Here is a 12,063-nt window from a genome sequence, read left to right as displayed (position 1 = left end):
CCTCGTGAGTGCCACCGACGTGGAAAAGCGCATACGTGCCGCATACGACGCATTCCACCGCCGGGACATCGACGCCATCCTGTCCTGCTTCGACCCCGCGGTCGTCTGGGTGCACCCCGACGGCATGCGGGAAGTGGGCCTGGGCGGAACCAAGTACGGGCACGACGGCATGCGGGAGTTCCTCGCCCGAGTGCCCGGCGTACTGGGCGGGATGATCCTCGACCCGCACGAGTTCCTGGTCGACGGCGACCGGGTGATGGTGCTCGGGGACCGGGAGGTCACCTCCCGCGACGGCCGCAAGGCGACCCTGCGTTTCGTCCACTCCTGGACGCTCGGCGCGGACGGCCTGGCCGTGCACTTCGAGGACTACTTCGACACCGTCGACATGCTCCGCCTGATCGACCCGGACTCGATCCGCGCTCCACGGCTCGAAGCGGGCGCCTGACCGCGCCGATTCACGATGCACCGTGAGCCGCGTCGATTCACGGTGCACGCACCAAGGAGGCTCCGTCCCGATGCCCACCGCCTATCTGGGCCCGTCCGGTTCGTTCACCGAAGCCGCGCTCGCCGGCCTGAAGGTACGGCCCGGCGAGGCCGTACCGTACCCCGGCGTCCGCCAGGCACTCGACGCAGTCCGCAGCGGGGCGGCGGACACCGCGGTCGTGCCCTGGGAGAACTCCGTCGAGGGAGCCGTCACCGCCTCCGTCGACGCCCTCGCGCACAGCGGCGACCTGCGCATCACCGGAGAAACACTGCTGCACGTCCAATTCGCGCTCGCCGTACCACCGGGCGGCACACTCTCCTCCGTACGCCGGGTACTGACGCACCCACACGCCCACGCCCAGTGCCGCCCCTGGATCGACACCCACCTCCCGCACGCCGAATTCGTCACGTCCTCCTCGACCGCACAGGCCGCCCGCGAAGTGCGGAATTCACGGACACCTGATACCGCGGCCATCGCCTCACCGAAGACCCTGAGGAGATACGGACTCGAAATCGTCGCGCAGGACATAGGGACCCGTCCGGACGCAATGACCCGATTCGTGAAGGTGGCCCGACGCAACAAGCGGTCAGCGCCGCCGACGGGTGCGGACCGCAGCACCATGGTCGTACCGCTGGCGGGCAAGGTCAGCGACCTCCACGACGTACTGCACGAGTTCGTCCGCACGTCCGTGCCGCTGACATCGGTGCTGTCCAGACCCAGCGGCGCCGGCTTCGGCGGCTACTCCTTCCTCCTCGAATGCGAAGGCCATATAGACGAGCCCCCCGTCGGTTCCATCGTCGCCGCCCTGCGCCGACGCAACGCCCGGACCGTCTTCCTCGGCAGCTACCCCCGCGCCACACCCGCCCCCATGTCCATGTCCACACCTACATCCAATACATCCAACGGTTCTCTTATTTCACGAGGTGAAACGCTTTGAATTCCATGATTTCCCCCCTCGCCACTGACGCGCAGAACCTCCTCTTCAAGGAGGCCCACACCGCGAACACCTTCACCGACGAGCCGGTGACCGACGAGCAGGTCACCGCCATCCACGAGCTGATCAAGAACGCTCCGACCTCGCTCAACAGCCAGCCCCTGCGCGCCGTCCTGATCCGCAGCGACGAGGCACGCGCACGACTCGTCGAGCGGATGGCACCCGGCAACCAGCCCAAGGTGCGCCAGGCGCCGCTCGTCGTCGTCCTCGCCGCCGACCTCGATTTCCACGAGAAGCTGTCCAAGGTCGCACCGCACGTACCGAACGCCCGCGACCTGTTCGCCGACGAGACCATGCGGCACGACACCGCCGTGGTCAACGCCTCTCTCCAGATCGCCTACTTCATCGTCGGAGTACGGGCCGCCGGCCTCGCCGTGGGCCCCATGGCGGGCTTCGACGCCAAGGCCGTCACCGAGGAGTTCTTCCCCGACGGCCAACACCGCGCGCTGGTCGTGGCGAACGTCGGCCGCCCGGGCCCGGAGGCCTTCCGCCCCCGCGCACCCCGCCTGTCGTACGACGAGGTGTTCAGGAGCGTCTGACGGGACATCATGTCCTAGCCCTGCACTGTCACCGCTCCGACACCCGAAACTCAAACGGTACTGCGCCCGGGTCGACGATGGTGGTCCCGCCGTCCGCGGTGAGGGTGGTGCCGTTGACGTAGGAGGAGTGCGGGCCGAGGAGCCACAGGACGGCGTCGGCGATTTCGTGGGGTTCGGCGGGGCGGCGTTGCGGTACGAGGGCGGTGACCTCGGCGTAGGACTCCGCGACGCCGAGCCCCAACGGCCCGCCGAATTCCCGCATCTCCTCATCCGCCATTTCGGTACGCGTCCAGCCGGGACACACGGTGTTGGCACGTACTCCACGCGGCCCGAACTCGGCCGCGAGAGTGGCGGTCAGCATGGCGGCACCGGCCTTCGAGGCGGCGTACGCGGACATCCCTCCCGAGGCACGCAGCCCGGCTATCGAGCCGACCGTCACGAACGACCCCTGGGAGTCGATGAGATGGGGGAGCGCGGCACGGGCGAGGAGGAAGACAGAGGTCAGGTTGGTGCGCAGGGTCGCGTCCCAGTCCTCGTCGGTCAGATCGAGCACCCCGCCCGGGCGCATCACGCCCGCGTTGGCGACAACACCGTCGAGGCGCCCGTGATCCCGTACGACGGCGGCCACCAACTCCTCGACCTGCGCCCGGTCGGTGACATCCGCGACGTACGCCGTGGCCCCGCATTCGTCCGCGACCTTACGCAGCACGTCGCCCCGCCGTCCGCAGACGGCAACACGCGCACCGGACGCCGCCGCCTGCACAGCCACGGCGGCACCGATACCACTGCTGGCTCCCGCCACCAGGTGCACGGGGGCGGGGGAGGGGGGCGACGACGGGATGGGGCGCTGCATCAGTGAGTACTCCCTTGCCTACGGTTGCTGACGGGCAGTCACAGTGAGCGTGACCGTGGTATCTGGATGCGTTGAGTGCAGTCGGACACGGGCGATGCCGTTCGCGATCCGCACCACGGCGTCCGGCGTCTCGTCGACTGACACCCTGACGCCGTGCGGATACGCCGTGGCAGGGAGGGCGATCTCCGTCCACGCCCGGCGCGTTGTCCGGTTGGCGGTCAGGGTGAGGCGGTACTCGCCGGTCGCCGGGGTGTACGACTCGCTCTCGGGAACGCCCGCGACGGCACGCGCGTACGGGCCGAACACCGCTTCCTTGCCCGGTGCCGGGCGACCGTCGGCGCCTCGTACGCAGTAGCCGCCCCCTTGGGGTGCGTCGCAGTCGTACCACATGGCCCATCCGGAGGCGAAGCCCGGCATCGAACGCAGCTGTCGGCGGATCAGTTCCGCGTTCCCAGGTGTGGTGGCCCGGGGCGGCCCCCACTCGCCCACCAGGACGGGCAGTCGGTGTGCGGCCGGGTAGGTGCCGATGGCCGCCTCGTAGTGCTCGATGAACCCTCCGGTCGGGTCCCAGTCCTTCCCCGATTCCACGGCCGTGTCGTAGTAGTGCGGGGCGTAGCCGATGCGGCCGGCGCCGGGGCGCGGATCGTGGAAGCCGGGCAGGCTGGTCGGGACACCCTGGCCGACCAGGACGGTCGGTTCCACGAAGAGCCACGCGTTGCGGTCGACGGCTCGCACGGCGCGGATCAGGCGCCGGTACATCGCGGGCAGCCGGTCCTGTTCGAGTGCTACCGATGCGGCGAGTTGGTTGGCAGGGTCGGTGGGGTCACCGGGGACCGGGCCGAAGGGCTCGTTGAACAGGTCGTAGCCCAGCAGTGAGCGGTGACCGCGCAGCGTCGCGGCGACCCGGGCGTACGCGGCGGCCTGGGCGGCGCGCAGGTCCGCATCGTCGTACAGGTGGGTGAAGGCGGCCTGGACGGCGGGCTGGAAGTAGTCGGAGAACCAGTCGTCGGGGTTCGGCTCGAAGGGCAGGCCGTCGGTGCGGGTGGCCCAGGTGGGGATGCCGTTGTGCCCGAAGGCCGGGCCGAACACGTCCTGGTGCCAGTCGACGAGTACCAGCACTCCGTACCGGTCGGCCCAGCCCAGTACTTGGTCGAGATGGCGCAGGTAGGCGGTGTCGTAGTGGCCGCCACGCGGCTCCAGCTTCTCCCACTGGATGTTGAGCCGCATCAGTGTGAAGCCCTCGGAGGCCAGGCGCGCGACGCGGTGCTCCGTGACGGTGTCGGTCTTGCCGAGGTTGAGGCCGCGCAGAGTGAGGACCCGTCCCTGCCGGTCGGCGAGCCGGGTGCGGCCGTCCGGAGTGGTCACCGTGCCGGAGGGCGTGCTGATCGTGTGCGTTTCGATACCGGCCCACGTCGAAGTCTCCGGCAGCGCCGACGCCGAAGCCTCCGGTGGGGACGACGCCGAAGCCTCCGGTAGCAGGGCCGTGCCGAAGGCGAGGGAGAGGGAGAGGGACAGCAGGGCGAGGACGGTGCGGCTCGGACGCATGTGGCCTCCGGTGGGGACGGTCGGCGCGTGGGCCAAGGGCCCCGTCGGTTCCCGCATCTTGACGTCCGGGAGGCCGGGCGGCAAGGGGACGGCTGAGCCGAAGTGAGGCGTGTGGGACGAGGCACCGGCGAGGCGTCGGCGAGGCGTCGTGTCAATGTCTTCGGCGGTTATCCACAGGAGGCGGCCTCCGGAAAACGGCCAACTCGCTTTCCCGCTACCGTCGGTGACATGAACGGAGGACTGCCGGTCATCGGCATCAGCACCATCGTCTACGGCGCGATCGGCCTCATCGCCCTCGCCGCCACTGGAATCCGCAAACTCGGGGGAGTAGGCCATGTACAGCGTCACCGCCATCGTCCCAGCTCATAACGAAGAAGCCGGTCTGCCCGCGACCCTCGCGGCGCTGCGGCGCCAGACCGTCCCGCCCGACCGCGTCATCGTCATCGACGACGCCTCGACGGACCGCACGGCGGACGTCGCCGCGTCACACGACGTAACTGTCCTGCGTCCGCCCCGCCAACTCGGCAGCAAGGCCAGAGCCCAGAATCACGCACTGCCGCACTGCGATACGGACCTGATCCTCGCGGTCGACGCCGACACCGTCCTCGCGCCGGACTACATCGAGCGCGTCACGCCGGTCTTCGCCGACCCCACGGTCGCCGTGGCCGCCGGCAATGTCCAGACCCGCCACACCCGCACCCTCTGGGAGCGCGGCCGCTCCACGGAATACCTCTTCGGCTTCCACTTCCACCGCCCCATCCAGGCCCTCGCAGGCAGCCCCATGGTCTGCTCCGGATGCTGCTCGGTCTTCCGCCGCGCCGACCTGATGGCCTTCGGCGGCTTTCCCGAACGCACCATCGTCGAGGACATGGACTTCACCTGGTCCCAGCAGATCCAGGGCAGACGGGCGCGCTACGTCCCCGACGCCACGGCCTGGGCCGCCGACCCGGAAACCCTCACCTACCTCCGAAAACAGGTCTGGCGCTGGATGGCCGGCTTCTGCCAGAACGTCCGCCTCCATCTCGGCGAGCTCATCGTCCGCAAACCACTGCTCGCCGTCTGGGTGCTGCTCGCCCTCCTGGAAATCCTCACCGCTCCGCTGTGGTGGGCCACACCTTTCGTGGCGGCCGCGACGACGGATCAATCGCTGGGCACGACCCTCGCGTGGTGGTCCGGCGCCGAACTCCTCCTGACCACCCCACCCTTGCTCTACGCCGCCCGCAGACGCCGCCTCCGCCTCGCCACTGTCCTCATCAACCTCCCCTGCGTCTACGCCACCAAGATCGTCAACCTCGTCTACGCCTGGAAGGCCCTCTTCGTAGAACTACTCCTGGTCCCCCTCGGCTGCTCTTCGGGCCTGACCATCTACGAAAAAGGCCGAGCCGACACCCCACCTCGCCCATCAACTCCCGCACCCCCACGCCGATCAATCCCCAAACCCTCGCCCGCCACCTGATCTCGCCAAGGACATAAGGACACGAGAAGGAGGAAATGAAGAGAGGACGACGCGGCCGCGTCATTGCCGCCTGGTGGGGTGGGTGACTTTCAGGTGACCGCACCGTCCAGGGCCGCCGGCGTCACGATTAGCCGGCGGACGCGTGCCGAGTTCTGACGTCGGGACCTTGAAGGTCTCCCGCAGACCCCAGGCGCAGAGTGCCAGGATGACTGCCGCTGCGCCGGAGTAGATACCGACGCCGATCGGATTGCCGTCGAAGGCGATGAAGAGGGCGGTCGCGGTGGTGGCCGCTGTGCCGCCGCCCAGTGCCGCGCCGGTCTGGTAGGTGGCGGAGATGGCGGAGTAACGGGTGGCGCTCGCGAATTGTTCGCCCAGGAAGGCCGGGATGCAGCCCTGGGGAGCGGCCATGAGTACGTTCACCAGTATGTAGGCGACGGTTGCCAGCACCAGGATGTGCCCGTCCACCATGGGGAAGTAGGCGAAGAAGAACGCCCCGTAGGCGAGGGTGCCGAGGATCACCACGGGCTTGCGGCCGATCCGGTCGGAGAGGAGGGCCATGACAGGTACGGCGAGGGTGAAGGCGATGGAGCCCGCCGCCTGCAGCAACAGTGATTCGGTGTGGCTGTAGCCGAGTTCCTCGGCGTAGGTCACGGTGAAGATCGTGCCGATGTAGGCCAGGGTGTTGTAGCCGAAGGCCACGCCGATGGCCAGCAGCATCTGGCGCGGGTGCCGCTTGATGGATTCCAGGATCGGCACCCGGGGTGCATGCTCGGTGCGGCGCTCCTCCCGGGGCATACGACTGCGGGCCACGACGCCCGCCAGGACCAGCAGGCCGCCCAGCCAGAACGGCACGCGCCATGCCCAGTTCTGCAGTTGCTTCTGCGACAGCAGGGTGATCAAGGTGAACACGCCGGTACCGAAGAGGCTGCCGACCCCGATGCCGGCGCTCGTAAAGCTGCCCCACAGGCCACGGCGGTTCTCCGGGGCGTTCTCGATGCCGAACAGGGACGCGCCGCCCCACTCGCCGCCGGCCGCGAAGCCCTGAATGAGACGGAGGACCACGAGCATGATCGGCGCGGCGACGCCCACGGTGCGGTAGTCGGGCAGGCAGCCGATGAGGAAGGTACTGGTTCCCATGATCAGGAGCGTGAGCACCAGCATGGCCTTGCGCCCGATCCGGTCGCCGAAGTGGCCGATCACGATGCCGCCGAGGGGGCGGGCGATGAAGCCGCTGCCGAAGGCCGCAAAGGCGACGAGAGTGCCCACCGTGGGGTCGAAGCTGGGGAAGAAGAGGGTCGGGAAGACGAGCGCGGCGGCGAGGCCGTAAATGATGAAGTCGTAGAACTCCAGCGCTGTTCCGAAACCGGAGATGAAGAAGGTGCGCGTGGCTGTGGCGACCTGTGCCTTCAGGCCGGGTCTGACGGTCTCCGTCATGGCAGATCCTTCCAAGGGCAAGGGAGGGAAGGTCGGGAGGGGGAAGGTCGGGGGAGGTCGAGGGGAGGGAGGGCGAGGGGGAAGGAGGTGAGGGGAAGGGAGTGAGGAGGGAGGGGAGGGGGAGGGGCGGGGGCGGGGGGGAACCCCCCCCGGGGGGGAGCTCCGGAGCGAGGGCCCGGGAAGAAAAGATCAGAAGAGGAACAGCCAGAGGGGAAACGTCGCCGTTCAGAACCGAGCGAAGCCCTGCCGCGCAGCCTCGTCCGGCGTGCCCGCCACGTAGTCCAGCGCGCACCGGTCGACGTCCAGGCCGATGGTGAGCAGGGTGCCCCACTGCTCGTGCAGCGGCTTCGCCGTATCCGGCCGCATACAGACAACAGCGTCCGCTCCGGCGTCGCCGCACAGCGCCTTCGCCCGCTCGGCGGGAGCGAGGCCCGGCAGCGCCGAGCGGACCTTGCGCAGGTGCGCGAAGCGTTCCGCCGTCGACGAGTCGGCCCGGCCGGTGTCCCCGGCACTGAGCCCGGGGTCGAGGAAGTGATTGGTGTGCAGTAGCCAGCCGTCCTCGCCGGCCGGTACCACCGCGAGCCCGGCCGGGGACAGCTCGAGACTCGCAGCCGGAGAGTCGTCGGTGACCACGGTGAGCGAGGTCGAGGCGCTCACCGGCGCTGTCGAGGCGAGCTCGATGGCCTGGTCGAGGGTGTCGGCTTCGTCGAGGATGCGGCGGGCGATCGCGTGTACGGGGATTCCACCGGCGTCGGAGTCGGAGCGGTGGAAAAGGATGTTGAAGTGCACACCAAGACCGGCGCTGTTGACGCCGATCTTTGCCGGTGCGCCGAACTCGGTGAAGAGCTTGACCGTGCGCCCCGTACTCGGGGTCAGCTCGTGCAGCAGGGCGTCCGGTACGAGCGACTCGTGCCAGTCCCACGTCTGTACTGTCTCCGGCGCGGCTCCCGCGGGCGTGAATACCGCCGTCGAGCACTCGCCCTCCTTGGCCGGCGGACAGGCGGCGAGGATTTCGGTACGGGCACCGACGGCAGCCACCATCCAGCGCTCGATGCCCGCCGCGTCGGCGCAGGCGTCCGATTCCTCGGCCAGAGCCGGCGCCCAGGCCCGCAGGGCCTCATGGCTGCGGTCGGCGATGTCACGCGCCCGTTCCGCCGGGATGCCCAGTACGGCGAAGTGCTCCAAGTACAGCTCCGTGGCACGCCGGACCTGGGCGCCGAATCGTGTGCCGAGCAGGTACCCGCGTTCGCGGGGATCCGTCGTCTCGGTCCTGAGGGTGTGCAGCTCCACGGGGTTCCTCCCGGGCTCGGGGACTCGGGCGCCCAGTGACGTCGCTCCCGACGTCTGTCTGTTCTGTGCGGCGCGGAGTCACGCTAGGAATGTAAAACGTTTTATACAATGCTGGACGGCGCATTGATTTCCGCGACTCCCGAGATCCGTCTCCGAGAGCAGCCCCCGAGATCAGTCCCCGAGATCAGTCCCCGACACCAGCCCCCCCGACCCGACCCGACCCCAGACCCCAGGCGGCGCCATGGCACGGACGCACGGCATCACCATCAAAGACGTGGCTCGGCGGGCCGGTGTCTCCATCACCGCCGTTTCGCACGCCCTCAACGGCAAAGGCACCCTGAGCGAGGCCACGCGTGCGCACATCCGCACCGTCGCCGACGAGATGGGTTACGAGGCCGACGCGCTCGCCCGTGGTCTGCGGCGGTCCACCATGGGTGCGGTCGGGCTGGTACTCCGTTCCCTGGACGCCCTGGGTGACTACGCCCCGGTCGGCGTGGACGTCTTCGAGAGATTCGTGGGCGTGGCGGCCTCGCAGGCGCTGGCCCGGGGGCTGAGTCTCATGCTCGTACCGGATCTGACGCGGACGCCGGTACCGCCGCTGACGTTCTCGATGGACGGCTACATCGTCACCAACCCACACCTGGACGACCCGGTCGTCGCGCTGTTGGAGAAGCGCGGCATCCCCTACGTCACCTATGGCCGCGTCCCCGGACGCCCGGACTTCTCGCACTGGGCTTCGGAGGACGACGCGGCCTCCGCGCGCCAGGTCCTGGCCCATCTGGAGGCCGGGGGTGCGCGCAGTATCGCGCTGGTGCGCGGCACCGACCCGAACGCGTGGAACCTCGAGCACCAGGACACCTACCTGAGCTGGTGCGCCGAGCGGGGAACCACGCCCCGGCTCTACGAACTGGCCGAGCGGGCAGGCGTCGAGGGCGGCGTGGAGCTGGCAGGCCGGATCGTCGACGACGGTATACCGGATGCGGTTTTCTGTCTCACCGGGCGGCATGCGGCTGGTGTGCAGCAGGGGCTCATGGCGCGGGGTGTCGGGGTGCCTGAGCGGACCATGGTGGTGGCCGGCTCGGATTCCGAGCATGCGCGCAACAGTCGCCCTGCCATCTCGGCGGTGGAGCTGAATCCGGTGGAGAGTGTGGGAGCCCTGCTGGACATCCTCCAGGCCCTTGTCGCCGGCGAGGAGGCCCGCTCACCACGGCTGACCAAGGCTCGTCTCCGGCCACGGGGCTCGACACGGCGATAGGAGCGGCGGGGAGCCGCCCCCGGCCCCGGTTCGGTGGCACGAGGTGGCATGTGGTGGAGTGGCGGCAGGAGGGTGGACGCGGCGCGGACCCTCTGCGCGGGAACATCGGGCCCGCGGCGGCGAATTGATTGCCGTCAGGTCTCGGGCCTCGGGCCCTATGAGCTCGTAAAACGATCACGGGCGGGCCTTCTTGAGGCGTCTCCAGCAGATGAGACTGCAGGCCAACGAGAAGAAGGCATCGTGGAGTTCGGTTCGGCGTTCCCAGCGGACGGCAAGGCGCTTGAACTGGTGGAGCAGGGCGAAGGTCTGCTCCACGACGTAGCGGAGTTTGCCCAGGCCCTTGATGTTCGGGGTGCCCTTGCGGGAGTTGACCGGCAAGATCCGCCGCTTGCGCAGCTCCCGCCGGTTGGGATTGGAGTCGTAGCCCTTGTCACCGAGGAGTGAGTCGGGGTGACGGCGCGGGTCGGCCGGGTCGTCCGGCCACGGGCGGGATGCCATCGACCAGGGCGAGGGCCTGGGTGACGTCGTTGACGTTGGCCGCGGTGGTGACGACCTTGACCGGGGTGCCGCGTCCGTCGCAGATCAGGTGGTGTTTGCTGCCCGTCTTTCGTCGGTCGACCGGCGACGGACCAGTGTCGGCGCCCCCTTTTTCGCGCGGATGTGGGAGCCGTCCACGCACGCGCGGGACCAGTCGAGTTCGCCGACCGCGTGCCGGACCCGGGCACTTCAACGAGATCAAGTTACGAGCTCGTAGGACGCGGTCTAATACTGCAACCGTCTATGGCGTGACTGGTTGCCAGGCTGTTCGCCGACCTGGGCATGGATGGGGATCTTGGTGATGTCAGGGCGTAACGGGGAGGCTAGCGAGGTGCCGCGAGTACGTCCCGGAGTACGTTCTCGAGCGTGACGCGGGCCAGCTCGTGTCTCAGGGTCTCCTCGATGCCCTCGTAGACGCCCTGCATCGCCGGCTGGATGCCGTAACCCACCACGCATCCCTGGTCCGGGGTGGTGCGGTGCATCGCGAACAGCGGGCCGGGTTCCACTGCCTCGTACACGTCGAGCAGGGTCATCGACCCCAGCTCGCGCGCCAGCGACCAGCCCGCGCCCACACCCCGCCGGGACTCCACGAGCCCGGCCCTGCGCAGCTCGCCGAGCAGCCGCCTGATCACCACGGGGTTGGTGTTCGCGCTGGTCGCGATCTGCTCGGAGGTGGCGACCTCATGGCCCTGGCGCTGGTAGAGACCGATCCAGGCCAGCGCGTGGGTGGCAAGGGTCAACCTGCTGTTGGCGCTCATGAACTCCTCCTCTCGGCCGCAACGCTTTATGTTACGACAGCGCAGTCGTAACAGCGATAGTTGCAACAAGGTGTCGTAACAATTAGCGTTACGACTATCGGGGAAGGGTCAATCAACGAGGTGAGAAGAATGAGCAAGCCACTCACGGGCAAGGTCGCCCTGGTCACCGGGGGGTCGCGCGGACTGGGAGCCGCGACCGTACGACTGCTGGCCGAGCAGGGCGCCGACGTCGCCTTCACCTATGTCAGCTCCGAGAAGCAGGCGCAGGCCGTCGTCGACGACGTTCGCCTCAAGGGAGCGAAGGCCATCGCCTTCAAGTCCGACCAGGCAGACATGAGTCAGGCGCCGGCGCTGATCGACGACGTGGTCGCGCACTTGGGCGGCCTGGACATTCTCGTCAACAACGCGGCGATCTCGGTGGAGCAGGGCCGCACGGTGGACGACCCGGACGCCGACACCGCCGCACTGGACCGGATGCACGCCACCAACTACCTCGGCGTGATCGCCGTCATCCGGGCCGCCTCCCGAGTGCTGCGCACGGGCGGCCGCATCATCACGGTGAGTTCCGGCCTGGGCTCCCGGGTCGGCGCCCCCGGCCTTGCCGACTACTCGGCGACCAAGTCCGGGATCGAGAGGTACACCATGGGCGTCGCACGCGACCTCGGGCCCCGGAACATCACGGCCAACGTCGTGGAGGCCGGACTGATGGAGGGCGGCATGCAACCGCCGGACCCCGAGACCCTCAATGCCCTGGTCAGCTCGCTGTCCCTGCAACGCATGGGGCACCCTGACGAAATCGCCGCGGCGATCGCCTTCCTGGCGAGCCCCGCCGCGTCGTACGTCACGGGCGCGGTGCTGGACGCCCACGGCGGCTACAACGCCTGAACCCGAACCCCTGCCGCGCGCGCCGAAGGACAT

Annotated in this window: 13 protein-coding genes; 6 read left to right on the top strand and 7 right to left on the bottom strand. The window is 68.9% G+C overall.

Features of this window, described 5'->3' with window-relative positions:
• Positions 1–4 precede the first annotated feature (4 nt).
• The 3 genes from ABT381_RS07540 (at position 5) to ABT381_RS07530 (ending at position 2,017) form a co-directional block, all read left to right on the top strand.
• Positions 5–445: a nuclear transport factor 2 family protein gene (locus ABT381_RS07540; protein WP_351589172.1), complete on the top strand. Its 441-nt coding sequence runs from the start codon at positions 5–7 to the stop codon at positions 443–445.
• Positions 446–515: 70 nt separating this feature from the next.
• Entirely contained in the window at positions 516–1,421 is a 906-nt protein-coding gene (gene pheA / locus ABT381_RS07535; RefSeq protein ID WP_351589170.1) for a prephenate dehydratase, read from the top strand.
• Positions 1,422–1,426: 5 nt separating this feature from the next.
• Complete coding sequence (locus ABT381_RS07530) at positions 1,427–2,017, top strand: malonic semialdehyde reductase (protein ID WP_351589168.1); 591 nt, start codon at positions 1,427–1,429, stop codon at positions 2,015–2,017.
• A 28-nt stretch (positions 2,018–2,045) separates the two neighbouring features.
• Here the strand turns inward: ABT381_RS07530 and ABT381_RS07525 are convergent, their stop codons facing one another.
• Both ABT381_RS07525 and ABT381_RS07520 read right to left on the bottom strand, forming a co-directional pair.
• On the bottom strand, positions 2,046–2,870 hold the full coding sequence (locus ABT381_RS07525; protein ID WP_351589165.1) for an SDR family NAD(P)-dependent oxidoreductase: 825 nt from the start codon (positions 2,868–2,870) through the stop codon (positions 2,046–2,048).
• 18 nt (positions 2,871–2,888) lie between these two features.
• Complete coding sequence (locus ABT381_RS07520) at positions 2,889–4,415, bottom strand: cellulase family glycosylhydrolase (RefSeq protein WP_351589162.1); 1,527 nt, start codon at positions 4,413–4,415, stop codon at positions 2,889–2,891.
• 334 nt (positions 4,416–4,749) lie between these two features.
• Here ABT381_RS07520 and ABT381_RS07515 point away from each other — a divergent pair, with 334 nt between their 5' ends.
• Complete coding sequence (locus ABT381_RS07515; protein ID WP_351589159.1) at positions 4,750–5,871, top strand: glycosyltransferase family 2 protein; 1,122 nt, start codon at positions 4,750–4,752, stop codon at positions 5,869–5,871.
• 60 nt (positions 5,872–5,931) lie between these two features.
• On the opposite strand, the gene ABT381_RS07510 is transcribed toward ABT381_RS07515, so the two are convergent.
• Together ABT381_RS07510 and ABT381_RS07505 are read right to left on the bottom strand one after the other, a co-directional pair.
• The gene (locus ABT381_RS07510) at positions 5,932–7,305 is read right to left on the bottom strand and encodes an MFS transporter (protein WP_351589156.1); all 1,374 of its coding nucleotides are present in this window, start codon (positions 7,303–7,305) and stop codon (positions 5,932–5,934) included.
• 225 nt (positions 7,306–7,530) lie between these two features.
• Entirely contained in the window at positions 7,531–8,595 is a 1,065-nt protein-coding gene (locus ABT381_RS07505; protein ID WP_351589153.1) for a C45 family autoproteolytic acyltransferase/hydrolase, read from the bottom strand.
• Between the two features lie 241 nt (positions 8,596–8,836).
• Between ABT381_RS07505 and ABT381_RS07500 the strand changes: the two genes are divergently transcribed.
• Positions 8,837–9,850 carry a LacI family DNA-binding transcriptional regulator gene (locus ABT381_RS07500; protein ID WP_351589150.1) on the top strand — a complete coding sequence of 338 codons (1,014 nt, stop codon included), beginning with the start codon at positions 8,837–8,839 and terminating at the stop codon, positions 9,848–9,850.
• A 174-nt stretch (positions 9,851–10,024) separates the two neighbouring features.
• Here the strand turns inward: ABT381_RS07500 and ABT381_RS07495 are convergent, their stop codons facing one another.
• From ABT381_RS07495 to ABT381_RS07485, 3 genes are all read right to left on the bottom strand, one after another.
• Entirely contained in the window at positions 10,025–10,348 is a 324-nt protein-coding gene (locus ABT381_RS07495; protein WP_351589147.1) for a transposase, read from the bottom strand.
• Positions 10,281–10,529 carry a transposase gene (locus tag ABT381_RS35875; protein WP_467754414.1) on the bottom strand — a complete coding sequence of 83 codons (249 nt, stop codon included), beginning with the start codon at positions 10,527–10,529 and terminating at the stop codon, positions 10,281–10,283. Before ABT381_RS35875 ends, ABT381_RS07495 begins: the two co-directional genes overlap by 68 nt.
• Before the next feature lie 181 nt (positions 10,530–10,710).
• Entirely contained in the window at positions 10,711–11,145 is a 435-nt protein-coding gene (locus tag ABT381_RS07485) for an Rrf2 family transcriptional regulator (RefSeq protein WP_351589144.1), read from the bottom strand.
• Between the two features lie 129 nt (positions 11,146–11,274).
• Between ABT381_RS07485 and ABT381_RS07480 the strand changes: the two genes are divergently transcribed.
• Positions 11,275–12,030 (top strand): SDR family NAD(P)-dependent oxidoreductase, encoded by a 756-nt coding sequence (locus tag ABT381_RS07480; protein WP_351589141.1) that lies wholly within the window; start codon positions 11,275–11,277, stop codon positions 12,028–12,030.
• The last annotated feature ends 33 nt before the right edge of the window (positions 12,031–12,063 follow it).

This window comes from Streptomyces sp. NPDC000151 (assembly GCF_040301705.1).
GTDB lineage: Bacteria > Actinomycetota > Actinomycetes > Streptomycetales > Streptomycetaceae > Streptomyces.
The sequence above is the reverse complement of the archived record's forward strand: the minus strand, read 5'-3'. Positions and strand labels throughout refer to the sequence as shown.

Coding starts and splice junctions, on each gene's coding strand:
- ABT381_RS07510 (WP_351589156.1), bottom strand. CDS start 7,305: ATGACGGAGACCGTCAGACCCGGCCTGAAGGCACAGGTCGCCACAGCC.
- pheA (WP_351589170.1), top strand. CDS start 516: ATGCCCACCGCCTATCTGGGCCCGTCCGGTTCGTTCACCGAAGCCGCG.
- ABT381_RS07525 (WP_351589165.1), bottom strand. CDS start 2,870: ATGCAGCGCCCCATCCCGTCGTCGCCCCCCTCCCCCGCCCCCGTGCAC.
- ABT381_RS07500 (WP_351589150.1), top strand. CDS start 8,837: ATGGCACGGACGCACGGCATCACCATCAAAGACGTGGCTCGGCGGGCC.
- ABT381_RS07530 (WP_351589168.1), top strand. CDS start 1,427: ATGATTTCCCCCCTCGCCACTGACGCGCAGAACCTCCTCTTCAAGGAG.
- ABT381_RS07520 (WP_351589162.1), bottom strand. CDS start 4,415: ATGCGTCCGAGCCGCACCGTCCTCGCCCTGCTGTCCCTCTCCCTCTCC.
- ABT381_RS07495 (WP_351589147.1), bottom strand. CDS start 10,348: ATGGCATCCCGCCCGTGGCCGGACGACCCGGCCGACCCGCGCCGTCAC.
- ABT381_RS07485 (WP_351589144.1), bottom strand. CDS start 11,145: ATGAGCGCCAACAGCAGGTTGACCCTTGCCACCCACGCGCTGGCCTGG.
- ABT381_RS07480 (WP_351589141.1), top strand. CDS start 11,275: ATGAGCAAGCCACTCACGGGCAAGGTCGCCCTGGTCACCGGGGGGTCG.
- ABT381_RS07515 (WP_351589159.1), top strand. CDS start 4,750: ATGTACAGCGTCACCGCCATCGTCCCAGCTCATAACGAAGAAGCCGGT.